The organism is Glaciimonas immobilis (genome assembly GCF_011947285.1).
Lineage (GTDB): Bacteria > Pseudomonadota > Gammaproteobacteria > Burkholderiales > Burkholderiaceae_D > Glaciimonas > Glaciimonas immobilis.
In genome coordinates this window covers 454,071-477,375 of record NZ_JAAOZT010000002.1, presented here as the reverse complement: position 1 = coordinate 477,375, position 23,305 = coordinate 454,071, and the positions used below count along the sequence as shown (strand labels likewise).

The 23,305-nt window shown below is 50.7% G+C and carries 22 protein-coding genes and 1 tRNA gene; 3 read left to right on the top strand and 20 right to left on the bottom strand.

Features of this window, described 5'->3' with window-relative positions:
* Positions 1 to 93: 93 nt before the first annotated feature.
* Positions 94 to 876: a response regulator gene (locus HAV38_RS04375; RefSeq protein ID WP_168052721.1), complete on the bottom strand. Its 783-nt coding sequence runs from the start codon at positions 874 to 876 to the stop codon at positions 94 to 96.
* Between the two features lie 660 nt (positions 877 to 1,536).
* On the opposite strand from HAV38_RS04375, the gene HAV38_RS04370 reads away from it, so the two are divergent.
* Positions 1,537 to 1,794, top strand: coding sequence for a hypothetical protein (locus HAV38_RS04370; RefSeq protein WP_168052719.1), 258 nt, complete (start codon positions 1,537 to 1,539; stop codon positions 1,792 to 1,794).
* Positions 1,795 to 1,852: 58 nt separating this feature from the next.
* Here the strand turns inward: HAV38_RS04370 and HAV38_RS04365 are convergent, their stop codons facing one another.
* The 7 genes from HAV38_RS04365 to HAV38_RS22240 all read right to left on the bottom strand — a co-directional run bounded on the left by HAV38_RS04365 (position 1,853) and on the right by HAV38_RS22240 (position 5,341).
* Positions 1,853 to 2,749: a hypothetical protein gene (locus HAV38_RS04365; protein WP_184013369.1), complete on the bottom strand. Its 897-nt coding sequence runs from the start codon at positions 2,747 to 2,749 to the stop codon at positions 1,853 to 1,855.
* A gap of 597 nt (positions 2,750 to 3,346) precedes the next feature.
* The gene (locus HAV38_RS04360; RefSeq protein WP_168052717.1) at positions 3,347 to 3,844 is read right to left on the bottom strand and encodes a hypothetical protein; all 498 of its coding nucleotides are present in this window, start codon (positions 3,842 to 3,844) and stop codon (positions 3,347 to 3,349) included.
* Positions 3,845 to 3,987: 143 nt separating this feature from the next.
* Positions 3,988 to 4,182, bottom strand: a complete 195-nt coding sequence (locus HAV38_RS04355) for a hypothetical protein (RefSeq protein ID WP_168052715.1) — start codon at positions 4,180 to 4,182, stop codon at positions 3,988 to 3,990.
* Complete coding sequence (locus HAV38_RS04350; RefSeq protein ID WP_168052713.1) at positions 4,179 to 4,499, bottom strand: hypothetical protein; 321 nt, start codon at positions 4,497 to 4,499, stop codon at positions 4,179 to 4,181. The genes HAV38_RS04355 and HAV38_RS04350 overlap by 4 nt, the downstream gene beginning before the upstream one ends.
* Positions 4,499 to 4,705, bottom strand: a complete 207-nt coding sequence (locus HAV38_RS04345) for a hypothetical protein (protein ID WP_168052711.1) — start codon at positions 4,703 to 4,705, stop codon at positions 4,499 to 4,501. Before HAV38_RS04345 ends, HAV38_RS04350 begins: the two co-directional genes overlap by 1 nt.
* Positions 4,702 to 5,085, bottom strand: a complete 384-nt coding sequence (locus HAV38_RS04340) for a hypothetical protein (RefSeq protein WP_168052709.1) — start codon at positions 5,083 to 5,085, stop codon at positions 4,702 to 4,704. The genes HAV38_RS04345 and HAV38_RS04340 overlap by 4 nt, the downstream gene beginning before the upstream one ends.
* Before the next feature lie 73 nt (positions 5,086 to 5,158).
* Positions 5,159 to 5,341: an Arc family DNA-binding protein gene (locus HAV38_RS22240; RefSeq protein WP_168052707.1), complete on the bottom strand. Its 183-nt coding sequence runs from the start codon at positions 5,339 to 5,341 to the stop codon at positions 5,159 to 5,161.
* A 50-nt stretch (positions 5,342 to 5,391) separates the two neighbouring features.
* Between HAV38_RS22240 and HAV38_RS04330 the strand changes: the two genes are divergently transcribed.
* Entirely contained in the window at positions 5,392 to 5,676 is a 285-nt protein-coding gene (locus HAV38_RS04330; RefSeq protein ID WP_209216602.1) for an Arc family DNA-binding protein, read from the top strand.
* 668 nt (positions 5,677 to 6,344) lie between these two features.
* Here HAV38_RS04330 and HAV38_RS04325 read toward each other — a convergent pair.
* The 10 genes from HAV38_RS04325 to HAV38_RS04280 all read right to left on the bottom strand — a co-directional run bounded on the left by HAV38_RS04325 (position 6,345) and on the right by HAV38_RS04280 (position 18,918).
* Positions 6,345 to 7,607, bottom strand: coding sequence for a tyrosine-type recombinase/integrase (locus tag HAV38_RS04325; protein ID WP_168052705.1), 1,263 nt, complete (start codon positions 7,605 to 7,607; stop codon positions 6,345 to 6,347).
* Between the two features lie 164 nt (positions 7,608 to 7,771).
* A tRNA-Ser gene (locus tag HAV38_RS04320) sits at positions 7,772 to 7,862 on the bottom strand.
* Positions 7,863 to 8,016: 154 nt separating this feature from the next.
* On the bottom strand, positions 8,017 to 9,324 hold the full coding sequence (gene serS / locus HAV38_RS04315) for a serine--tRNA ligase (protein ID WP_168052703.1): 1,308 nt from the start codon (positions 9,322 to 9,324) through the stop codon (positions 8,017 to 8,019).
* Positions 9,325 to 9,582: 258 nt separating this feature from the next.
* Entirely contained in the window at positions 9,583 to 10,599 is a 1,017-nt protein-coding gene (locus tag HAV38_RS04310) for a peptide ABC transporter ATP-binding protein (protein ID WP_168052701.1), read from the bottom strand.
* Complete coding sequence (locus HAV38_RS04305) at positions 10,596 to 11,687, bottom strand: oligopeptide/dipeptide ABC transporter ATP-binding protein (protein ID WP_168053561.1); 1,092 nt, start codon at positions 11,685 to 11,687, stop codon at positions 10,596 to 10,598. The genes HAV38_RS04310 and HAV38_RS04305 overlap by 4 nt, the downstream gene beginning before the upstream one ends.
* A 26-nt stretch (positions 11,688 to 11,713) precedes the next feature.
* On the bottom strand, positions 11,714 to 12,649 hold the full coding sequence (locus HAV38_RS04300) for an ABC transporter permease subunit (RefSeq protein WP_168052700.1): 936 nt from the start codon (positions 12,647 to 12,649) through the stop codon (positions 11,714 to 11,716).
* A complete protein-coding gene (locus tag HAV38_RS04295) occupies positions 12,646 to 13,656 on the bottom strand; it encodes an ABC transporter permease subunit (protein WP_168052699.1) in 1,011 nt (336 codons plus the stop codon). The genes HAV38_RS04300 and HAV38_RS04295 overlap by 4 nt, the downstream gene beginning before the upstream one ends.
* A 378-nt stretch (positions 13,657 to 14,034) precedes the next feature.
* Complete coding sequence (locus tag HAV38_RS04290) at positions 14,035 to 15,651, bottom strand: ABC transporter substrate-binding protein (protein WP_168053559.1); 1,617 nt, start codon at positions 15,649 to 15,651, stop codon at positions 14,035 to 14,037.
* 140 nt (positions 15,652 to 15,791) lie between these two features.
* Complete coding sequence (locus HAV38_RS04285) at positions 15,792 to 17,180, bottom strand: aminopeptidase P family protein (protein ID WP_168052698.1); 1,389 nt, start codon at positions 17,178 to 17,180, stop codon at positions 15,792 to 15,794.
* 430 nt (positions 17,181 to 17,610) lie between these two features.
* A complete protein-coding gene (locus HAV38_RS04280; protein WP_168052697.1) occupies positions 17,611 to 18,918 on the bottom strand; it encodes a replication-associated recombination protein A in 1,308 nt (435 codons plus the stop codon).
* Positions 18,919 to 19,192: 274 nt separating this feature from the next.
* On the opposite strand from HAV38_RS04280, the gene fdxA reads away from it, so the two are divergent.
* Positions 19,193 to 19,543, top strand: coding sequence for a ferredoxin FdxA (gene fdxA, locus HAV38_RS04275; RefSeq protein WP_168052696.1), 351 nt, complete (start codon positions 19,193 to 19,195; stop codon positions 19,541 to 19,543).
* 79 nt (positions 19,544 to 19,622) lie between these two features.
* On the opposite strand, the gene lolA is transcribed toward fdxA, so the two are convergent.
* Together lolA and HAV38_RS04265 are read right to left on the bottom strand one after the other, a co-directional pair.
* Entirely contained in the window at positions 19,623 to 20,270 is a 648-nt protein-coding gene (gene lolA / locus HAV38_RS04270; RefSeq protein ID WP_184013382.1) for an outer membrane lipoprotein chaperone LolA, read from the bottom strand.
* Positions 20,271 to 20,508: 238 nt separating this feature from the next.
* Positions 20,509 to 22,839 carry a DNA translocase FtsK gene (locus HAV38_RS04265; RefSeq protein WP_168052695.1) on the bottom strand — a complete coding sequence of 777 codons (2,331 nt, stop codon included), beginning with the start codon at positions 22,837 to 22,839 and terminating at the stop codon, positions 20,509 to 20,511.
* Between the last annotated feature and the right edge of the window lie 466 nt (positions 22,840 to 23,305).

Here is a 23,305-nt window from a genome sequence, read left to right as displayed (position 1 = left end):
TAATCCAGAGCGGGTTATTCCGCTCCGATGAAGTGCATTAGAAACTGGGGTGCTAGTGGGGTCGCAAGAGTGGGGATGTGGGGTATTTTTACCCTACCTCCTGGCAAATTTATCGTGATCAGCCATGCGCAAACGTGGAGGGTCTGACCTAGTTGCTACTTCCCAAGCATCGTCAAATGGATTATCACCAGCGCCAAACAGGTCCGGCCGCGATGTTTTACATGCTTTACGAAGTAATGCTTTATTGCCGGTCTCGATGCTTAGAACTTTATATCCTTTCGTTTCTGCCGTGGTGACTATTACTCTAATTTGCTTTTCTCGCTTCGACAAACCCAGTTCTTCTACGGACTGTGCTAGTTTGACTGATTCAGCCGCAACAGCTGGAGCGCCGTCTAGTTCTGGTCTACTCTCGGCGGGCGATCCAGCGGCAATGTTCTGAGCGGTGAACGGCGCTGTGGTCGTCTCCGATTCGCTTACTGGCGCTAGTTGTGGCATTAATTCCATTGAGTTGGCGGAAGGCGTTTCCGGACGTTTATCCTTATCTGCTAATTCGGCCATAGACCTAAATTCATCAGGAAATGACCAATCATAATTTTCGACAGCTAGTTTTGTTCCTATTCGAAAAAAAATCGGCTGGGAATACACCAGACTCTTGTTTATCCTTGCCATCGGGTGCAGGGACATTGGGGTGTTATTAGCCAAAATTTTAAGGCGACGCTCAAATTCTTTGCAAAATGGCTCATCAATAGATTTGTCAAACCTGCCGTTGTATATTGTTTTTACATCAGCAGGACTTGCATCTAACGATAGCGCAGTGAATTGCCAGAGTTCGACATGATTCATATCTCGCCAACTAGCCCAGTCAGGCTTTTCCATGCATACGCTCCTTCAAGCGGCTTCATTTAAAAGGGTCTCAGCCAGATCGGTGAAGGAGCCGACTTTTTGCCCGCTAAGGCTAGGCTGAGATTTAAACTTGTATTACGGTGGTCGTGTTCCGACTTTGCATTGATTATAGTCCTGAGCAGTGGATTTTCCGGGTCCATCGCCGCCGTGGAATGGGTCCGAGTTTTTCGGATCATCTCCCGGCGAATGCAATCAAGTCTCGCGGTCAAAGCAGATGCCGTGAGGGTGGCGTTTGAAACGCTACCCTTCCAAAACGCCAAACTGACGGTCTCTAAAGTGGCTTAAATCTTAATACCCGCATGACGGGTATTAACCAATCTAATTACGGAAAATCCGCATTTATAAATGTGAGCTGCGTCTACATTTCAAGTCCGAACGAGCCAAGCTCGACATGGAGGTATGTCCAGCTATGGGAAACCCCCAATCGGCATCCTGACCGCCATTGACGGATGGGATGATCCGAGCCGTCCCGCCTTTGGCATTCGTGTTCCTAAAGTTTCAGGAGCACGGAAGTCTAAGACGCCCGGAGCCTTTGATGCATATCCCGCCAAAGGCACAAAGTAAACGGGACGGCGGTCTCTAATGTGTTAAGTTAATGTTTCTCGCGCAACTAATTTAACGAAAGAAACTCCCGTGGAAGAAACATCAAAAATAGATATTTCGGATCTCTATGAAAAGGTCATCGCCATAGATGTAATGCTTCAATTTATCTGCTCAACCCTTTCGCAAGATCAGTCTGGAACACTTCTTCAGTTGATCCAAAAGTACCGTGACCATATTATTTCTATCGCGCCAGAATCGGAGATGGCAGCCACGCGGAAGGCGATGGATCAATTTACGCGGTTTGAGGAGATCCTAGCGGGCCTTCCTTCGGTGCCTGTCGTTCACTAACAGTTGTGCCGATGGCGGCATTTGTCATGCGATCCTTGAAACACCCTGTTTCCGACTGCTAGCCAATCAAATTCAAAAGAATGTCATTGGTTTCGGTCTCATCCATATACTCCGAGTCCGATAGGTAGCGAAACACGGCGATTGCCTCATCCTTTGTTTTGGCGCGAATGTGGGCCAGGCGACGGAATGCAAACCTTTCTCGCTCAGTTGATTCGGCAGCCGGATCGCCGGTACCATCAACAGCAGCTCGCATCTTATACAAACAATCCCAGTAGTCCAGTTCGTACAGGCAGTCGCTCAATGTGTGCGGCATCAGATCGGCGCGGGCCACAAACCGAGTATCTACCTTGACCCGGTCAAACGTCCACCCAGTTCCACGCTCTAACCCCTCAAGCGCCTCAATGCAAAACTGTTCCGCTTGGGTGCTTTCAAATAGGTCGTCACCAAATCGGGCGCGGGCCTCCTGCTTACGACTCAACTTCTTGACGCACCTCTTGGCCAGATCCTCAAGATCAGCAAATCCGATTGATGCGAACACTGCACTAAGCGATCCAGGATGCTTTGCCATCATGTGGCTGGCATAACGCTTCTCCAATTCGGCAAGCGGCGTCTTGATCCTGCTGGCACCCAGCATGGCCTTCTCGATCATCGCAGCCTGCCCAGTGCTAATCACTGAGCGCAGCCACAGAAGTGCGTCAACCTCCTTATCGCCGGTAACATCCTCCTGGGGCGGCAATTCCGGCACAGCCAGATCGGTACTGGCGCTCAACTTAAGGGGAGGCAGCGAGAATAACTCCCGGTGCTTCGGGTTATCGCGAAACTCTCCAGAGCGGGAGCATATCGTTTTCACGGTCCCCAGCGGCAACGCGGTCATCTCAGCCACCTGGCTCAAGGAATGGGCGCGACGCAGGTCGAGGACTTGGCGGCGCAACTGGTCGGGTATCTGGATTGCCATCGGTATATTGGTGAAACAGGGGTTTCATCTTGCCACACGTGAAACCCCTTGTTTCAATCTTTCTTTATTGGTTGATCGGGTTTGAATCGTAACCACTGGTATTTCAGTAACGTGCGCCATCCTCAAATTGAAGGTGGGATGATCGGGCGTTTGATCACGTTTTTAACGCGAGCAAGAGCGCCATGGAATGCGAAGTCCAATTTCAAATCCGACTTACCTCAAATCTTAGCGGACCGCTCCGATTTCAAATCTGACCAAGATTGTGTTGAGGGCCAAGCGCCACCGAACGCTTAAAGCCTGTGGTCAATGACCGGGGTCTAACGAATTTCCGTTATACCCCGGCGGCCATGTGGATTTGAAATCCAGAAGGTGAATCAAGCCATCCAGCTACCGATGACGACTCGCAATTTGGGGTCATCGTTTGGGCCGCTCGCACTTCTTTACCCCTTTTACCCCATAAATTCAAGGACAAACCCACAGAGGAAAAACACCTACAGATGGCAACCTCTAGAACATGTTCAGTTTCTGAAGTGATTAAAGAATAGGCACTCTCCTATGGGCGCTTGTTCAGAAACTGAAGTGATGGACCTCAAATTTTCAGTTCATCGCTTCAGAAACTGAACAAGTAGAGGCCTGTTTTGGGGCTAATCGCTTCAGATTCTGAACTACAGAAGTTAATTTTGTTGGGACCGATTTATTGCTCTCTTGAATCATGTTGATAAAGTTTAAATACGGGAATTTAGCCGGATCTATATCCATGCACCGATCATAATCAAGCTTCCACCACGTGAAGCCAAGCCACTCCGGGGTGCTTGGTGGATGACCCTTGCGAGTCAGCACCACGAAAAGGCATTCCAATAACGCGCTCTTGGCGTCCAACAGCGTTTTACTGGATTTCCAGCCGCATTGCCGCATGACCGTTATCGATGGGCACAACCGGCCATTATTCTTGCCGGTGTACTGACCCATCAAATCAATAGCAAGTTTTACCGCGCTCGGCGGTAGCGCCTGCCATTCCGATGACTGGATAATTTGCTTGGGCACCGGAACGAACCCATACGGGATAGATCCCTTGGCATAGTCACGTTTTGCCATTAGTTGCCTCATTTTTAGCCTTAGATTTACGCGGATCAGGAAGGGTACTCATAGAGCGCTGACCAACAATAGCAGCGTGATGATCATCGCCAGGCAGGACCGCGGGTGCCGCTCGCACCAGTCGTTTGAATCGGAAAGAATACTCATACTGCCCCCTTCCGGACTACGGCTATCGACGGGCGGCCACCGACGATCAAAGTTAAATGAGGTTGATTTGCTTTAATGCGTTGGGCTGCAACGTTTTGTGCGCCCATTAATAGCAATCCACGCTCTTCCTTATCCATGCTTTTAAATGCAGAGATCAATGCGGCTTCTTGCGGTGTGAGAGTCGCCATCATTCGGCCGCCTTCTGAAACCGAGTATTCTCGAACTCGATTTCGCCAGATGCTTTCTCGGCCAGTAACGACGCGGACGTAATCGCCATTCTCAGCAGACTCGCACGGTCGTTATCGTTGAACATTGGCGTTTCATAGTGCTCATGCGCCGCTAAACCGGCCTCTATTATTTCGAGAATGGTTGCAATGCCTTTTCCTATATCCAAGGCTGCGGTCTGCAATGAATGGTGGTGCTCGTATTTTCCGTATTGCCATTGGAAAGCCTTGAACGGCTCGGCTACGGCTTCGACTGGTGCCGACGTGATGGTGTTCTTTGCCATTATTGAGAGTCCTCAACGATTCTGCTGACAACGTTGAGCAAGTCTGCCAGCAGAAAGGCAATATCACCAGTGCTGACGTTATCTATTTTTCCGTCATATGATGCCGCTGCGACCATCCGGCTGACTGCTTCCATCCCACTTAGGAGGGTCAGTAAACTCCCGCCGTCGGAAATGTGATCTTTAAGTGCTTTAGCCGTAGTGGTCATGACAAGGCTCCCTCTAGCGCATTCAGCTTGTCCTGCATAGCTTCGCGCTCGGAGTCCAATGTATTTTCCATGTCGGCCGCCACACGAACACCGAATCGCGCAAGATTTTTTATTGAGTCAAGTCTCTTGACCAAATCCTTACCGGTCATGCCATCGGTAGAAGCCAGTGCCTCAAGGGCGGCCATGATGGGGCTGATATTATCGCTGATGCAGCTGTAGCCAATCTCCGCTACCAAGACCGCATCTTTAGCACCCTGCAGGGCGGTGTACTGCGCTGGCTTTGTAGGTTTCGCTATTTGCTCATGTTCGGTAGTGCGTTGCTTTACGCTAGCCGATGGTTTTTGATGTACTTCATTTGCAGTGCTATTATTGCTGGTCATTTGGACAAACCTCTAATTTGTGCTTTTGATCGGCAGCAACGGTGCTGATACATCGTTACTGCCACTTTTTACATTACTGCCTTTTGACTGAGTCTCGCTGCAACTGAGACAATTCCATCGCTCTGCTTTCTTCCAATCGCGTGACCACCTCGCTGTTTAGACTACGTCTGTTATCGACAGATTTATGCTTCAGCCAAACTTTTAATTGTTCTGGCAATCGAACTTGCAAAGTAGGAATTTTTCTCGCGCCTTCCATATGACCCCCTTTCGGAATTGGTAAAATTACAAATCAACACCATCTAACGGATGAAGCACGGTGATACTATAGCACCGTGCTTCATTGTGCGCAAGCACCGTGCTGTATTATTCTTCGGTATGGCTAGAAATGACCCACAGATGAATCTGCGCCTCCCGGTTGAGCTCAAAGAGCAAATTGAGGATGCCGCCGCAAAAAATAACCGTACGCTGACTGCTGAGGTCGTTGATCGACTTCAGCAAAGCTTTGAAATAGTTGCAGGGCTTAAGGAAAAGGAGATCGAGGCGCTTGCAGAAAAAATAGCGGCCAGACTCACTGATAAAATGAAAAAGTAATACATTAGCTCGTTGAAGCTTTATCGAGAACACCATTTTAGTGTTCTCGGGGGTTGCTAGATCAAAGCAGTTTTGCTGACATCTGTCGTGATGCTCGCAACCTTCACCGGCGAAGCTATCGAAGGTGACTTAATTTTTACCGCGCGCTCCCACGATGAAATCTCAGGAATTTTGCTTGCAGGGTGAGGTTAATTTTTGCCAAGCGCGCAGCTTCCACACTTGATACCGGCCCTGCTGGTCCTATTGGATGGCCACGTCAGCGATTTTGATAACGTTCATAGCGGCCATTATTTGACCTCCACGTTGTAATTTAGTGGGTCTGCAAAGAAGCGGTGAAGCTCCCGGTTACTGTAGGCCGTGCAACGAGGGGAAAACCTGATAGCTTGCGGTGCCTTGCCCGCTATCGTCAGTTGCCGGTACTTTTCCCGACATACTGGAGAACTGGGCGATCTGACTCCATCAGCTCATGCCATCAAGCGGAAGGGATTTGGGTGGGGTATCTGCTAGGGTTACTGCTGGTGTGATAGTGTGTGTTGCCATGATTGTCTAACCTTTGCTCGTTATCGCCAAGTAGCGAATAGAGCAAGATTAGATGTGCGGCATCAGGTGGCTAGATCGTCTAGCGGCTGGACGGTATATCTTAGCCGCTAGACGTGTCTCCATAGCGGCTAGACGGCTTTTCCGAACTTACCGGCAATTACTATGCCTCCAGCGACATTTTCAAGATAATCGGCATACTGCTGCATCATGACCTTGCGCTCATCCAGGAAAAGGGCACGGTCGTATGCCTCGCCGTAAGCATCGCCTGATGCGTGGGACAACTGGCGGTCCACGACCTCATGCCGATAGCCTAGACGTTCTTTTATAACGCCCATCGCTAATGACCGGAACCCGTGACCAGTCATCTTGCCGGTGTAGCCCATCCGCTTGATAGCTGCCAAGATGGTGCCATTGCTGGTTGGCTTTGTCGGGTCACGCATATTGGGGAACAGATGTTTATTACCGCCAGTGAAAGTGTGCAGCTCATGCAATAGCGCCCATCCCTGAGTCGGCAGGAACACGTGATGATCCACCTTGCGGGGCTTAACTTTCCTTTTGCCCATCTTCATACGCTGCCAAGGGATAATCCACGACTCATTGACAAGATCGACTTCGGACCATGGCGTCTCGATCAACTCGCTGGTGCGAACAAAGATCATCATCATTAGACGGAACATAACCTTCGTCGGCGGGTACATGTGGCCCTCGATCTTTTCGAAGGCGCGAATAAATTCCGGCAGTCCGTCCGCCGTGATGGCAGCATGGTTACCTGATTCAGAATGCTTAAGTGCTCCTTTAAGGCTTGGCATCGGATTGACTTCACCTCTACCGGAAGCTACCGAATAATCGAATATCTGACTGCAGACTTGTCGCAACCGCTTCGCCATATCTAGAGCACCGCGCTTTTCCACTTGGCGAAGCACGTCTAGCATCGTGGGCGCTTTGATGGTGGCTATTGGGTGCTTGCCGACTAAAGGGAATACATCCACCTCTAGCCTATGCAAGATGTTTGTCGCCGTTTGGGCTTTCCAAGTATCAAGCTTGTGTGTATGCCACTCCCGGGCCACAACTTCGAAAGTGTTCGCGCTAAGAGTCGCTTTGTTGCTTTTGTCGATCCGTCGAGCTTGTGCCGGATCAGTTCCTGCTTCCCTCAATGCCCGGGCTTCATCGCGCCTCTTCCTGGCAGCTAAGAGCGTTACGGCGGGATATGCTCCAAAAGTTAATCGGGTGTTTTTTCCGTTGGGCTGGCGGTAAGCCATGCGCCAAATTTTGGAACCGAGCGGGGAAACCTCCAAATACATGCCTCCACCATCTGCCAGCGTGTAGGACTTGTCTTTGGGCTTTGCACTTTTGACTTGAATATCCGTGAGAGGGGTGGCGAGTTTTGGCATCTTGCATCCATGTCAGTTTTGAGGTGCATCCATGTGCTCAAGTATGGATGCAAAAAACGTGGATGTAAATGGACAACGCTGGACAGTAGGCGACAAAAAACCCGCGTCTGCTCTATGGCGGAGGCGGGCTATTGGACTTATATGGACATCATAAGACATTGTCTTGGAGGAGAAGGTGGGATTCGAACCCACGTTACAGCGAAACTGTAAACCAGATTTCGAGTCTGGCGCATTCGACCACTCTGCCACTTCTCCTAATTGGTCGATTTGCTGCGTGGTCTGCAGCAAAGCACAAGATTATAGCAGAATATCTTGTCTACGAAACAGCTTTTTAAGTCTCCGTCTGCAAATTAATATTCTTTCAAATTCATGCTTTCGATTAAATAAATTCATTCGCAAATCGTCGGCCTTAAACCGTCGGCATCAGGCGTGTAATACCGCCCATGTACGGATGCAATACGGCTGGGATTTCAACGCTTCCATCAGCTTGCTGATAATTCTCAAGTATCGCGACCAACGTGCGGCCTACCGCTAGCCCTGAACCATTCAACGTGTGCAGTAATTCAGTTTTACCTTGTGCGTTTCTGAAGCGGGCTTGCATGCGGCGGGCCTGGAATGCTTCCATATTCGATATCGAGGAAATCTCGCGATAGGTTTTTTGGGCGGGCAACCAGACTTCCAGATCGTAGGTTTTGGCCGCGCCAAAACCCATGTCGCCGGTGCACAGAGAAACTACCCGATATGGCAGGCCGAGCTTTTGTAGAATAACTTCAGCATGGCCGACCATTTCTTCCAGCGCTTGGTAGGAGGTTTCCGGATTGACTATTTGTACCATTTCGACTTTATCGAACTGATGCTGCCGTATCATGCCACGGGTGTCGCGGCCGTAACTGCCAGCTTCGGAGCGGAAGCAAGGTGAATGCGCGGTCAGCTTCATAGGCAAGGCTTCGCTTGCGATGATTTCATCACGAACAAGATTGGTAAGCGGGACTTCCGCAGTCGGGATCAGATAAAGCGCTGCGCTATCTGCGCCCTGCCCGCCTTCTTGTCCGCCCTTTTTGACCGCAAATAAATCTTCTTCAAATTTAGGCAACTGGCCGGTGCCGCGCAATGAATCTGCGTTGACGATATAAGGCGTGTAACACTCGGTATAGCCATGCTCAGCCGTGTGGGTGTCGAGCATGAATTGCGCCAATGCGCGATGCAAGCGGGCGATCCCGCCCTTCATCACAGAAAAACGCGATCCGGTCAATTTGGCGGCGACGTCAAAATCAAGGCCGACACCGGCACCGACATCCACGTGGTCGCGCGCCTCAAAATCAAATACGGGTACCGTGCCTGACTTGCGAACCTCGACGTTACCGGACTCATCTATTCCAACCGGAACGGACTCGTGCGGTAGGTTGGGGATGATTTCCAAAAATCTGCTGAACTGATCTTGTACCTGTTCCAGTCGCGTTGCGGAAGTCTTCAATTCTTCGGCGATACCGTTAACTTCTGCCATGACCGCAGTAGCATCTCCGCCTTTGCCCTTTAACATGCCAATTTGCTTGGATAACTGATTGCGCTGGCTTTGCAGTTCTTCGGTACGGGTCTGAATTTGCTTGCGCTCCGCTTCCAGTGTGTTAAACGCGTCAACGTCGAGCTGATATTTGCGCGCAGCTAAACGGCTGGCGGCGGAGGCGATGTCTTTGCGGAGAAGTTGGATGTCGATCATGGGATGTGCGGACCTAAAGTTAAGTCACTAATGTTAAGTCACTAATGGGATAGCCGCCATTGTACCAAGCTAAGCCCGCATTGCGCGTAGGTGATAACCAATCAGCACCAAACGTTTTCTTTTTGCGATGCTGCGTGGGGTATAGCAATAATAAAAGGCACGATTTCCGCCAGGACTTTCGTCGTCCGCAACCTGCACTACCGGTGTATTCAGCCGAACGGCACGTCGGCAAATATCAGCATTCCGTGATCAATGCCTTTAATTAATCTCCGCGACCCTATGACAGGCGACCAGACGCCCCTCAAACTCTTCCAATGGCGGGATAATTTCACGACACAGTGCGATTGCGTGCGGGCAACGATTATTAAAGCTACATCCGGGCGGGGGTGCCAGTGGCGATGGCAATTCCCCGGGCAACATCATTTTTTGTTGGCGCTGGGCTGGATCCAGCCTTGGCGTGCTCGCTAACAATGCTTTGGTATAAGGGTGCATTGGCCGACTAAAAATATCTTTTTTGCCGCCATGTTCAACTGCTTTACCCAAATACATGACCAGCACCTCGTCGGCGATGTGCTCCACCACCGAAAGATTATGCGAAATAAACAGATAGGCTACGCCGGTGGCATCTTGCAAATCCATTAGCAAATTCAGTACCTGCGCCTGAATCGAGACATCCAGTGCCGACACCGGTTCATCGGCAACGATGACTTTTGGATCGAGCATTAATGCGCGTGCGATGGCGACCCGTTGTCGTTGGCCGCCGGAGAACATATGCGGAAAGCGATTGTAGTGCTCAGGGCGCAGCCCCACTTTGGCCATCATCGCCTGCGCTTTTTCGGCGCGTTGGGATTTGCTCAGATGGGTATTGATAATCAGCGGTTCTTCCAGCATCGCGCTGACTTTCTTGCGCGGATTGAGGCTGGCGTACGGATTTTGAAATACCATTTGCACCAAAGGGCGCACGCGCTTAAGCATTGCCCGGTCGGCGTCGGCAATATTGACGCCGTCCATCCATAACTCGCCATCGGTCGGCGGCTCGATCATGGTGATCTGCCGCGCCAGCGTGGATTTGCCGCAACCGGATTCCCCGACTACCGCCAAGGTTTTGCCCGGATTGAGACTGAACGACACGCCGTCAAGCGCCTTGGCGGTTGCCTTGGGCTTAAAAAATCCTTGCGAAACGTTGTAATGCTTACGAAGATTTTTGGCTTCAAGTAACACGTTCGGCGGGCTGATTATCTGTGACACTGATGTCAGCGGTATCGTAGTCGTCATAAAACCGTCCTACTATCTGGTTGGTTGGCTATTTTAGTATCAAATAATGGTTGAGCCTTAACGGGATCTACAAAAACCGGATCTACAAAATTAGGTGTTGGCACCCAGCCGTTGGTCGGATTACCCTCACCATCCAGCGGGAAATGGCATCGTACCAGCGCCCCGGAATTACCCGTCAGGCGCGGGCGCTCCTGACTGCAGCGGGTGACTGCGTATCGACAACGCGGACTAAGTAAGCAGCCTGTTGGCCGGTCATACAGACCGGGCACGACGCCGGGGATGGTTTGCAAACGATCACGGCCGATATTGTGCTCGGGCAGCGCTGCGAGCAACGCCTGCGTGTATGGATGCTGCGGTGCCTGAAATATTGCTGGCACCGGACCGGTTTCCAGCACCTGTCCGGCGTACATCACGACTACCCGCTGCGCCGTCTGCGCCACCACACTCAGATCGTGTGTAATCAACATCAGCGCCATGCCGCGATCACGCTGCAACTGCAACAAAAGTTCCAGCATCTGGGCTTGAACGGTAACGTCTAGCGCCGTGGTTGGTTCATCCGCGATCAACAGGCGCGGATTGCATGCGATAGCGATGGCCACCATGACGCGCTGGCTCATGCCGCCGGATAGTTGATGCGGATAGGCGTCGAGACGCCGTTCAGGGTCGGGGATATCAACTTGTTTTAATAAGGCCAGCGCCCGTTCTCGCAATTCTTTATTGGAGCCACCCTGGTGTACACGTAAAGTCTCGATGAGTTGATAGGCAACGGTGAAGGATGGATTCAGGCTTGTCATCGGGTCCTGAAAGATCATTGCGATGTCCTTGCCCAACAATCGACGGCGCTGCTTTTCCGGCATAGTTAGCAAGTCCCGGCCATCAAACGCCATGCGCTCTGCATTGACGCGACCCGGATAATCGATCAATCCCATCAGCGCCAGCGATGTGACGCTTTTGCCGGATCCTGACTCGCCCACAATGCCGACGACTTCGCCGGCTTCAATGGTTAAATCGAGGCCGTCGACGGCGGTAAAAGGAGAAGTTGTCGATCCAAACTTTACCTCAAGGTTTTTGATTTCTAACAATGCCATGGGTACTCGCTGTGTAATGGTTGTCATCAACGCTTCAATTTAGGATCGAGTGCATCACGCAACCCGTCGCCCATCAAATTGAACGCAAGTACCGAAACTAAAATTGCCAGCCCCGGGAACGTCACAACCCACCATGCGCTCTGGATAAACTCCAGCGCGCTGGCAAGCATCGATCCCCACTCGGGAGTCGGCGGCTGTGCGCCCAGCCCAAGAAAGCCGAGTGCCGCAGCATCGAGAATGGCGGTAGAAAATCCCAACGTGGCCTGCACGATGAGCGGCGCGGCACAATTTGGTAGCACGCAATTAAACATAATCCGCGTGGTGCCCGCGCCAGCGATACGGGACGCGCTAACGTAATCCTTTGCCAATTCTCCGATGACTGCGGCGCGGGTCTGCCGCGCATAATGCGGCAACATCACGATCGCAATGGCGTACATCGCATTTATTAGTCCCGGTCCCAGAATAGCGACGACCGCGACCGCGAGTAACAGGCTTGGAAGCGCCAGCATGATATCCATCAAGCGCATGATTGCCACTTCAATGAGGCCGCGGAAATAACCGGCCATCAGACCGAGCACTATGCCGAGTATGAGCGACAACGAGACCGAAACCAGTCCGATTATCAAGGACAAGCGCGCGCCGTGGATCAGCCGCGATAACATATCCCGACCGACCGGATCAGTGCCGAGCAGGAACCTGGCGGAACCGCCGGTTTGCCAGACGGGCGGTACCAGTGTTGCCTCCCGAAATTGCTCAATCGGAGAATGCGGGGCAATCACATCGGCAAACAAGGCTGCCAGCACGATGATAAAAACGATTATCAAGCCCATTACTGCTCCACGATTTTGGCTGAAATAGCCCCAAAATTCTTTCAGCCCATGTGGCGGCGCAGTGACCGCGATTTCAGCGATGTCAGCAACATCGCCTGGAGTCTCAACTTGGAGAGAGGTAGTAGTATTCATGCGTTGTGCCGGATGCGGGGATTGATCACGCCGTACAACAAGTCGACGACCAGGTTGACGATGATAATAATGGTAGCAGAAAGCAAAATCCCCCCCTGCACTACCGGATAATCACGCCGCTGAATCGCGCCGACCAGCCATTTGCCGATACCGGGCCACGAGAAAATGGTCTCGGTTAAAATCGCCCCCGCCAATAGCGTGCCGACTTGCAGACCGATCACCGTCACGACAGGAATCAACGCATTGCGCAGCGCATGAATACCAATGACGCGCCACGTAGACAACCCTTTGGCGCGGGCAGTCCGGACATAATCCTCGCGCAAAACTTCCAGCATCGCCGATCGTGTCATACGCGCAATCACTGCCAACGGAATAGTACCAAGCGCAATCGTCGGCAATATCAAATGCGATAGTGCCGATTTAAAGGCACCGGTATCGCCCGCTAGCAACGTATCGATTAACATAAAACCGGTGACGGGTGGAATATCGAATAGCAGATCAATGCGTCCGGATACGGGTGTCCAGCCCAACGTCACAGAAAACAACAGAATCAACAATAAGGCCCACCAGAATACCGGCATGGAATAACCGGTAAGCGACGCGCCCATCACCGAATAATCAAGGACGGTATTGCGCTTGACAGCGGCCAGAATACCAGCGGGAACACCGATGATCAGAGCCAATAACATGCCGCAAATCGAAAGTTCCAGTGTGGCAGGAAACAAGGTCAAAAATTCAGACAGTACAGTTTCATGCGTGGTAACGGACATACCAAGGTTGCCATGAAATACTTGTCCGAGATAAGTAAAATATTGCACATATAACGGCTTGTCGAGGCCGAACTCTTTCATCATCTGCGCATAGCGCACCGGGTCCATACCCCGCTCACCGGATATGGCTTCCACCACATTTCCGGGGATCATATGAATCAATAAAAATACTAGCAAGGTGATGCCAAGAAAAGTCGGTATGACCAACGCTGCACGTCGCAACAAAAATCCAAACATAGGGTTGCCTATTCAATAAAAAGCGCAGCGCATGAAAATGAAAGATGCCTCGTAAGCGTTTTTTACTTCCACGCGGCCGACATGGCGATTTGTGACCATATAGGCAGAAAAGTTAAAGAACCGTGCATCAGATAGTAGACTTATTTCGAAGCCCCGTGCACCTCGCGAATATTGCACGGCGCTTATCATCAAATGCCCTAAAGAGCATGCCAGTCGATGCCATCTGGACGCCTTGCCTGCCCGAAAAAGGCTGGTGTTGCAGAAGTAGTTTGCTATAAAAAACTAAAGTCAATCCCAGCGCAGCACCCGAAGGTTATAAAGGGCCAGTCCCAGTTGCTCGACGTCGGAATGACTTCAGTTTCTTTGTGCTACGGTACTTTACTTAACAATATCAACTTTATCAAAATAGAAACTATATGGCGTCGCCGGGATTTTGAAACCCACTACATTCTTGCGAACCGGCACAAAACCTACCGAATGTGCGATGTCGATCCACGGTGCTTCTTCGTGCGCAATGACCTGCGCTTTATCGTATAACGCGGCGCGGTCGCTTTGTTTGGAAACCAGCTTGGCTTTTTGAACCAGCGCGTCAAAATCCTTATTGCACCAGCGCGATACGTTGCCGCCACCCTTGACCCCGTCGCAGCTCAATAGGTTACCGAAGAAATTATCCGGATCGCCGTTGTCACCCGACCAGCCGAACATCATCGACTGCTGGTCGCCCTGCTTACTACGCTTGAGATATTCGCCCCATTCGTAAGTCGTCAGTTTGACTTTGACACCGATTTTTGCCCAGTCCGCCTGAATCAGCTCACCGATACGCTTACCGTCGGGGTTATACGGGCGCTGGACCGGCAGATACCACATTTCGATTTCTGTGCCGTTCGGGTAACCGGCTTTGGCCAGCAATTCTTTGGCTTTTTTCAAATCGTACGGATAGTCCTTGATCTTATCGTTGTATGACCAAAGCGTTGGGGGAATAGGATTTTTAGCGACCTGGCCCGCGCCTTGATACACCGTTTTGAGTATCGTTTCTTTATCGATTGCCATGCTCAATGCCTGTCGCACCAGCTTGTTATCGAACGGCTTCTTTTCTACGTTAAAAGCAATATAGCCAATGTTCATGCCCGGCTTTGAAATCAGATTAATGTTTTTATCTGCTTTCATTGCTGCCAAATCGGCTGGCTTGGGATACGACATCACCTGACACTCGTTAGCTTTTAGCTTGGCAAAGCGTACCGATGCGTCAGGCGTAATAGCGTAAATCAAATTGTCGATTTTAGGACGTCCGTCCCAATACCCCTCAAATGCCTTGTAGCGAATAACCGCATCTTTTTGATACGATACAAATTCAAACGGACCGGTACCGATAGGGTCGCGATCAAGCAATTCGCGCGTACCCGCCTTGTCCAGTTGCGCCGCGTATTCGGCGGAATAGATCGATGCAAAATACATGACCAGATCGGCAAGGAACGGTGATTCTGCATGCTTAAGCTTAAAGCGCACGGTGCTGTCATCGACTTTTTCAACTTTATCGATAATGTTGTTTAGACCCATATCCAAATAATAGCCAAACGATTGCCCGCGCTCCAGCGTGTGGAAAGGATTAGCAGGATTGCCCATGCGGTCAAATGTGAACACGACGTCATCGGCGTTCATATCTCGTGTTGGCTTGAATTTGGCGTTGCTATGAAACTTCACGCCTTTACGTAATTTGAAGGTATACACCGTGCCATCATCTGAAATAACCCAGGACAGTGCTAATCCTGGCTTAATGGCGGTTGTTCCCATCTCAAAATCAACCAGACGATTAAATATTGGAATAGCAGAAGCGTCAAAAGTATTACCAGTCGTGTACAGCTGCGGACTAAAACCTTCAGGACTCGCTTCCGAGCAGTAAACTAATGTTTTTTTCGCTTGAGCTGATGCAAGTCCGGCGCACACGCTTAACACGGCGACCAGACCTACTTTGGCAGCAAATTTTGCATTTTTCATCATCAATTTCTTCCATGGTTGATATTGCAATATCATGAGGGGTACCGCAAGGGCAAACAACTGCCACTTAACTACAGTTAACCAACTTATTTAACCTTTTTTATTTAATAATTTTAATTAGTATTTTATTTTAGAGGCCATTAACTTGCCATCGCAGCTTCTACAGCCTCACAGGTTTTAGGAATTGCGGGGCCCAGCACGCGTGCGCCGGTGGTCGTCACCAAAACGTTATCTTCAATCCGAATACCACCAAAATCCAGATACTCGCCAAATCGATCATAGTTAATCATGGCGGCATGGAGGCCGTCGTCCTTCCAGCGCTTAATCAGTGTGGGGATAAAATAAATCCCCGGCTCCACAGTCAGTACCATGCCAGCGCGCAAGGGTTTGGCCAGACGCAAATTGCGCATACCGAACAAGTCACTGCGCGTAACGCTGTCATCGTAACCCACGGCGGTTTCGCCCAAACCTTCCATGTCGTGAACATCTAACCCAAGTTGATGCCCTACCCCATGCGGAAAACAAATCGCGTAAGCACCCGAATCCACGACCTGCTGCGGATCGCCATTGAAGAAGCCCATCTCCATCATCCCTTCAACGATGACCAAGGCGGCCAGTTTATGTATCGCGAGATACGTTACCGCTGGCTTAATGGCGGCGATGGCACGCTCTTGTGCTGCTAACACGAGGTTATATAGAGGACGTTGACGCGCACTAAATTTTCCACCGACAGGGATCGTCCGGGTGATATCCGAGGCGTAACCTAACGCACTGGAAACCCCCGAATCGTTGACGACCAGATCACCGGCGACCAATTGTTGGGTATGCTGGCGACTGTGAAGAATCTCGCCATGACGAGTAAAAATGACCGGATAAGCGCCATGCAAATCATGGGACCGCATAATGCCTTCTATCATGCCGACGACTTCATATTCAAATTTACCGGGCTTGGTTGCCTGCATTGCTGCCACGTGCATTTTCTTGGTAATGGAGAGCGCGTACTCGATTTCCGCGATTTCATGTTCTTCTTTTATTTCGCGCAAATGAATGATCGCAGCGATCAGGGCCGCGGAGGTATTGATCGATACTTGTTCCGGCGTGCAGCGTAATAAACGGGACAGGGTAAGAATGGAATCGCCGCGATATGGTGGCAAGTAGTGGATTGTGCGGTGCGCTTTTTGCGCGCTCTCCAGGATGTCCGCCAGCGCATGCATTGGCATGACGGTAGTGACGCCAACTTCGCCCGCTAGCGCTACCAACGACGGTTGCGGTCCGGCCCAGATCACTGCATCGACGTTTGCGGCGTCGCCGAATAAGATATCGATTCCTGCGTCGATATCAATGATGCCCACCACATCGGGGCTATTCAGTCCAAATAAGTAAGAAAACGAAGAATCTTGACGAAACCAGTAATTATTGTGCGAAAAATTGATCGATGCATCAGAATTCCCCAAAATTAACAGCAATCCGGATGAGAACTGCTGCCTTAAATTCTGGCGCCGCGCGATGTACTGATTCATTGTAAACATGCCGCTCCTCAATCATTTTTTTATCATGCCACGGCTATTAAAATAAAATCTACCTTGAACTAAGATAATTCTGTGTTTTTTTGAAATTTTTCGTTAATACCCGCTTTTCTTCTGCAATTATTCCCTTTATACCATCGAAAATTTGTACTGTCCCAGTCCAGATTAGCTCGGCTTAAATTACTGGTATGTTCGAGCGCTCCACTCGATGGGAAACATTTTCGTCGAAGTGCGTAGAAAAGCCTAGACTTACTAAAGGCTGCGAAGTCTTTATGCAATCAATTACAGCGGACGTGGAGCATCTTGCATGCACTTTATTCCAGCGCAATGTAGCGCTTGCCAAAGATGAGCGGCACTGGCCTGATCTGATTGGATAAAAGGTTTGCTGTGGCGCTTATTCTTCGTGCCACTTAATCGTGTTAGGTGCGCTTATTTAGCCGTTATTCCGCGCTTTACTATCTAAGTCCCGTAACCACGCAAGCTTGTCAGCAATTTTGACTTCCATGCCCCTCGGCACAGGGGCATACCAACCAGGATCAGGCATGTCGTCCGGCAGGTAGGTCTCGCCAGCAGCATAGGCGTGCGGCTCGTCATGGGCGTAACGGTAGGCATGACCATAACCAAGTTCTTTCATTAGCTTGGTGGGGGCATTCCGCAGATGCACCGGCACTTCCCGCGATTTGTCTTGCTTTACAAACGCCATCGCCTGATTAAAGGCGTTATAGCCGGCATTGCTTTTAGCGGCGATCGCCAGATAGATGACCGCCTGCCCCAGTGCTAACTCGCCTTCTGGGGAGCCTAAGCGCTCATAAGTATTGGCGGCGTCGTTAGCAATCTGCATGGCGCGCGGATCAGCGAGGCCGATATCTTCCCAAGCCATGCGAACGATACGGCGCGCAAGATATTTGGCGTCGGCACCACCGTCCAGCATCCGGCATAACCAATACAGGGCCGCATCCGGATTGGAACCACGCACAGATTTATGCAGCGCTGAAATTTGATCGTAAAAGTTATCGCCGCCTTTATCAAACCGGCGCGCGTTCAGCGTCAGGGCATTTTGGATAAACTCTGCCGTAATCCGATTGGTACGGGCAGCGCCGGACGCGGTGTTGGTCTGCTCCAATAAATTAAGTAACCTGCGCGCATCGCCATCGGCATAACCCACCAACGTATCAATCGCGGCATCATCAAATAAAAGGTCCGGCAACACCGAAGACTGTGCGCGCGCCAACAACTGCTTCAATTCATCGTCCGTCAGCGATTTCAACACATAGACTTGCGCCCGGGAGAGCAATGCTGAATTGACTTCAAAGGACGGATTCTCGGTCGTTGCACCGATTAAAGTGACAAGTCCCGACTCTGCATAAGGCAACAATGCATCTTGCTGCGACTTATTGAATCGATGAATTTCATCAACAAACAGAATCGTGTGTTTGCCCATCGCCAAATTTTGTTCCGCCTGCTCCATCGCGGCACGGATGTCTTTAACCCCGGAAAATACGGCGGACAATGCAATGAATTCACAGGCAAATGCGTTCGCTGTCAGACGCGCTAAGGTCGTTTTGCCGACGCCAGGCGGCCCCCATAAAATCATGGAGTGCGGCTTGCCTGACTCAAAGGCCAGACGCAAGGGCTTACCCTCGCCCAACAAATGGCTCTGGCCGATGACTTCATTAAGGGTAGTCGGACGGAGCGCTTCCGCCAGCGGTGGCGTAGGCGCTACTTTAAAAAGATCAGACATGGCGACAGCGCTCTGCAAGATTGACGTGTTAAAAATAAAGACCAGTGATGGAATTGGAACAAACAGCCTGCTCGCAATGCGATATCAATGCATATTAATGCAATTCAGGAATATCGTGTAGCGTCACCCTGCGGCTTCTGCTTTCACTAACTGGCAACCCAAGTCAACCGGAGCCTTCAGGCAACAAGGGAAAGATTATGAGAAAATAGGCGCTCGCTGATAATGCCATGGCGAGTTCACCTTTCCAGCAATAAAGACGATTTTCTCCCAGCCTATGCCTTTTGTTGTGACCGACTCTTGCATCCTCTGCAAATACACTACTTGCGTAGATGTTTGTCCGATGAACTGTTTCCGCGAGGGGCCTCACTTTCTGGTCATTGCCCCTGACGAATGTATCGACTGTTCGTTATGCGTATCAGAATGTCCGGTAAATGCGATTTTTTGCGACACCGACTTACCTGCCGATCAACGTCATTTTATGCAGATCAATGCCAAACTGGCAGCTCGACCGGAATGGAAGCCGATCACACAGACCAAAGCGCCGTTGGCTGAGCATAATAAATGGCGCTCAGCGTTCGAAAAACTGACGTTACTGGACGAGCATTTTCTCAAACTGGCAATCTAGCTATTCATTCGAGGCGGCCTCAATTTAGCGTTCAGCCCTCCGAAAACAAATTCCGCCGCTTATTTACTGAATTAATTATTTAATTATCGAAGACGTCAGCGCCCTTCGGCACTACAAATTTAAAGCCGCCGCTCGGAGGCGCTGGGTTTTTGACGAAGTTTTTGAACGACAGCATTGACGTTTGTCCAAATGAATCCCGCAACTCCATCGCCTCCGGCAGGCCATTGCGCAACCCAACGCCGATCTTGTCGAACGTCGTGTCTTTGGCTTTGGGCGTTACTTCCAGCCACTCCAGACCGTCTTTTGGCTTCCCCTCTTTCAGGGTGAAATTCTTTTCCAGATCATTACTGCCAAATAAAATCGCCGCCGGGGAGGAGCCTAACGCGTTGCCCAGCTTCTTTGTCGTCACCTGATTAAGGTCTTTATCGTAAATGTACAATTTATCCCCATCGGCCTGTAATACTTGCTCGTAAGGTTTGGTGTACGTCCAAATAAACTTGCCCGGACGTGCAAAAATAAATGTCCCGGCGGATTGTGTCGATACCTTCGGTTTGTTGGTACCACCGTCGGTGGTGACCAGACGCTGTGTGAACTCACCCTTGGCAGATTGCGTACTGCTAACAAAGGACTTGAATTGTTCAAGCGCACTGGCGCCGGCGATCGCTGGCAGTAGGGCCAAAGCTACGGCAAAAATAGTGATAACTTTCCGCGTATTAAGCGACTGCATGGTGCTGAACGATAACGCGCTATTCGGCGACGATGGTTTGGTTTGGACTACATTGTGCATGTGTTTCACGATAACTTTCATTTCAGGTTCGTTCCAGGTTCGCTACCAACGCATAAAGTCAAAATAAACAGCAAGACCAAACGCCCAGCGTCTTGCGCTCTAACCTGCTGCGCTATTTTGCCTCAATATTTGGACGATTATTGAATGAAAATGTAACCGAATGTTTGGCAGAGAACGATCACTCGGGATTGCCCGCGGGTACCAATATCTCCCGGTTGCCGTTAGATTGCATCGTCGAGACCAATCCGCTTTGTTCCATTTGTTCGAGTAATCGGGCGGCCCTGTTATAGCCGATGCGCAAATGACGCTGTACCAGCGAAATCGATGCGCGGCGGTTTTTCAGGACGATGGCAACCGCCTGATCATATAATTCATCGCCCTCGGTACCGCCCGCCCCGACGCCGCTGACGCCCTCTGCACCGTCCTCGCTAACGCCGCCTTCCAGTATGCCCTCTACGTAATTGGGCTCGCCCTGCTCCTTAAGATAATCCACCACGCGATGGACTTCTTCATCCGACACAAAAGCGCCGTGCACGCGAATCGGCAAGCCGGTCCCCGGGGGCATGTACAACATGTCGCCCATACCAAGCAGCGCTTCAGCGCCCATCTGGTCCAAAATCGTGCGGGAATCAATCTTGCTGCTTACCTGAAACGCGATCCGGGTCGGGACATTGGCCTTGATCAAGCCGGTAATGACGTCTACCGAGGGTCGCTGCGTAGCCAAAATCAAATGAATTCCGGCGGCACGCGCTTTTTGCGCAATACGGGCGATCAATTCTTCGACCTTTTTACCGACAACCATCATCAAATCAGCCAACTCGTCAATAATCACCACGATGGTCGGCAATTTCTCCAGCGGTTCCGGCGCGTCCGGTGTCAGGCTAAACGGATTGGGGATTTTATCTTCGCGCTTCTCCGCGTCTATAATTTTCTGGTTATAGCCCGCCAGATTGCGCACGCCCATTTTGGACATCAACTTGTAACGCCGCTCCATCTCATTGACGGCCCAGTTAAGGGCGTGTCCAGCCTGTCGCATATCCGTCACGACTGGCGCGAGCAGGTGTGGAATTCCCTCATAAATCGAGAGTTCCAGCATTTTGGGATCGATCAGAATCAACCGCACCTGCTTGGGATCGGATTTATAAAGAAGAGACAAAATGGTGGCATTAATACCAACCGACTTACCCGAACCGGTCGTTCCGGCCACCAGCAAATGCGGCATTTTGGCCAAATCCGCGACCACCGGATGGCCACCGATATCTTTGCCCAGCGCGATAGTCAGGCTGGATACGCCGTCGTTGTATACCTTGGAACTCAATATTTCGGTTAAGCGGACGATCTGACGTTTTGGATTGGGCAATTCCAGACCCATGAACATTTTGCCCGGGATCACCTCCACTACGCGGATCGATGTCAGCGACAATGAACGCGCCAGATCGCGGGCAAGCCCGACAATTTGACTGCCTTTTACGCCCGTTGCCGGTTCAATTTCATAGCGGGTAATAACGGGGCCGGGATAAGCGGCAACGACTTTTACCTGTACGCCAAAGTCCGACAACTTCTTTTCAATCAGACGACTGGTAAATTCCAGCGTCTCGACGCTGACCGTTTCTTGTGCTGGCGGCGCCTCATCCAGCAAAGACAACGGCGGTAAATTGGTGTCGGGCAGATCCTGAAACAACGTGGTTTGTCGTTCTTTCTCGACGCGCTCAGATTTTTGCACCATTACTATCTGCGGCTCGATCCGTATCGGGGGGGCCTCTATCGCCTTGGCGCGTTCCTGCACTACGACGACTTCACGCTTCACGGCAGCAACATGGCCCAACTTGCGATCCTCGCGCGCGGCGATCAGGTTTTTGAGCCAGAGAAACGCACCTTCGACGGCGAGACCGATACGCTCGGCAACTGTTAGCCAAGATACATGAAAGAACAGGCTGAAACCGATTGCAAACAGCAGTAGTAACAACAGCGTTGCACCGGTAAAGCCAAGGGCATCTTGCGCATTCGCGCCAATCAAGCGCCCCAAGACTCCCCCAGGCGCACGTGGCAACTGCATGTGGAGTGAATACATCCGCGTATATTCAATGCCCATACTGCCAATCAGTATCAATACAAAGCCGATACCCCGGAGCACGCCCTCATGCGGATGCTCTGCATCGGGATCGGTCTCCGGTTCCAGACGGTGAGAAATCCGCTGATAACCACCCCACAACGAACGCAGCAACAAAATACACCACCACCAGGCCGAGGCACCAAACACAAATAGCATCAGGTCTGCCAGCCATGCGCCGACGTGCCCACCCCAATTATCCAGATGCGCCACGACTTTGGCCTGCGACCAACCCGGGTCTGACTTGGAATAGGTCAGAAAAATGATCATTAAATAAGCAGTAACGACCGCGAAAATGATCCAGCGCGCCTCTGTCAGAAGACGCACCAGACGGTTCTGCGGCGCTACCGTCGTTTTAGGTTTGGCGCTGCGAGTATAAGCTTGCGTTGTTCTAGTCATAAATCCAAATGGCAAAACCAATACTGGTTAATACAAAAAAACTTCCGGGGACCATAACTAATAGTGAAAACATTTAACGATAGTTGTTGGCTTACCAACATCTTCTTTGCGCTAATTCAACGAACGACATCACCGCTTCAGCTTGAATAAAAAACCGGGCAACCAATTGCTCTACGCTCAAGTATGGCAGCGTACCTGTTCGGTTGGCTTTTTAGGCGGGTTTTCGCGTGGAAGAATCGCGTTTTATCAAACAGATGAAATTATGCACCGGAATGGACCACGAATCACAAATGACATGCATCCTTTGACGCGCTGCGGCAAATTGGTTCTCGCTATCAACACAATTAGTTTGTCGAACACGTCAAATCCACTCCTTGGATTATAATCTTAACCAGTTTTAGGACAGTTTCTTGATACGGCCAAAAAACCTTCTCTTTTGTTACTGTTTTGGCCATTCTAGCCCGAC

Bases quoted from the DNA above. Each gene is read 5' to 3' on its own strand.
- HAV38_RS04375 (WP_168052721.1), bottom strand. From the start codon at position 876: ATGGAAAAGCCTGACTGGGCTAGTTGGCGAGATATGAATCATGTCGAA.
- HAV38_RS04365 (WP_184013369.1), bottom strand. From the start codon at position 2,749: ATGGCAATCCAGATACCCGACCAGTTGCGCCGCCAAGTCCTCGACCTG.
- HAV38_RS04360 (WP_168052717.1), bottom strand. From the start codon at position 3,844: ATGGCAAAACGTGACTATGCCAAGGGATCTATCCCGTATGGGTTCGTT.
- HAV38_RS04355 (WP_168052715.1), bottom strand. From the start codon at position 4,182: ATGATGGCGACTCTCACACCGCAAGAAGCCGCATTGATCTCTGCATTT.
- HAV38_RS04350 (WP_168052713.1), bottom strand. From the start codon at position 4,499: ATGGCAAAGAACACCATCACGTCGGCACCAGTCGAAGCCGTAGCCGAG.
- HAV38_RS04345 (WP_168052711.1), bottom strand. From the start codon at position 4,705: ATGACCACTACGGCTAAAGCACTTAAAGATCACATTTCCGACGGCGGG.
- HAV38_RS04340 (WP_168052709.1), bottom strand. From the start codon at position 5,085: ATGACCAGCAATAATAGCACTGCAAATGAAGTACATCAAAAACCATCG.
- HAV38_RS22240 (WP_168052707.1), bottom strand. From the start codon at position 5,341: ATGGAAGGCGCGAGAAAAATTCCTACTTTGCAAGTTCGATTGCCAGAA.
- HAV38_RS04330 (WP_209216602.1), top strand. From the start codon at position 5,392: ATGAAGCACGGTGATACTATAGCACCGTGCTTCATTGTGCGCAAGCAC.
- HAV38_RS04325 (WP_168052705.1), bottom strand. From the start codon at position 7,607: ATGCCAAAACTCGCCACCCCTCTCACGGATATTCAAGTCAAAAGTGCA.
- serS (WP_168052703.1), bottom strand. From the start codon at position 9,324: ATGATCGACATCCAACTTCTCCGCAAAGACATCGCCTCCGCCGCCAGC.
- HAV38_RS04310 (WP_168052701.1), bottom strand. From the start codon at position 10,599: ATGACGACTACGATACCGCTGACATCAGTGTCACAGATAATCAGCCCG.
- HAV38_RS04305 (WP_168053561.1), bottom strand. From the start codon at position 11,687: ATGGCATTGTTAGAAATCAAAAACCTTGAGGTAAAGTTTGGATCGACA.
- HAV38_RS04300 (WP_168052700.1), bottom strand. From the start codon at position 12,649: ATGAATACTACTACCTCTCTCCAAGTTGAGACTCCAGGCGATGTTGCT.
- HAV38_RS04295 (WP_168052699.1), bottom strand. From the start codon at position 13,656: ATGTTTGGATTTTTGTTGCGACGTGCAGCGTTGGTCATACCGACTTTT.
- HAV38_RS04290 (WP_168053559.1), bottom strand. From the start codon at position 15,651: ATGAAAAATGCAAAATTTGCTGCCAAAGTAGGTCTGGTCGCCGTGTTA.
- HAV38_RS04285 (WP_168052698.1), bottom strand. From the start codon at position 17,180: ATGTTTACAATGAATCAGTACATCGCGCGGCGCCAGAATTTAAGGCAG.
- HAV38_RS04280 (WP_168052697.1), bottom strand. From the start codon at position 18,918: ATGTCTGATCTTTTTAAAGTAGCGCCTACGCCACCGCTGGCGGAAGCG.
- fdxA (WP_168052696.1), top strand. From the start codon at position 19,193: ATGCCTTTTGTTGTGACCGACTCTTGCATCCTCTGCAAATACACTACT.
- lolA (WP_184013382.1), bottom strand. From the start codon at position 20,270: ATGCAGTCGCTTAATACGCGGAAAGTTATCACTATTTTTGCCGTAGCT.
- HAV38_RS04265 (WP_168052695.1), bottom strand. From the start codon at position 22,839: ATGACTAGAACAACGCAAGCTTATACTCGCAGCGCCAAACCTAAAACG.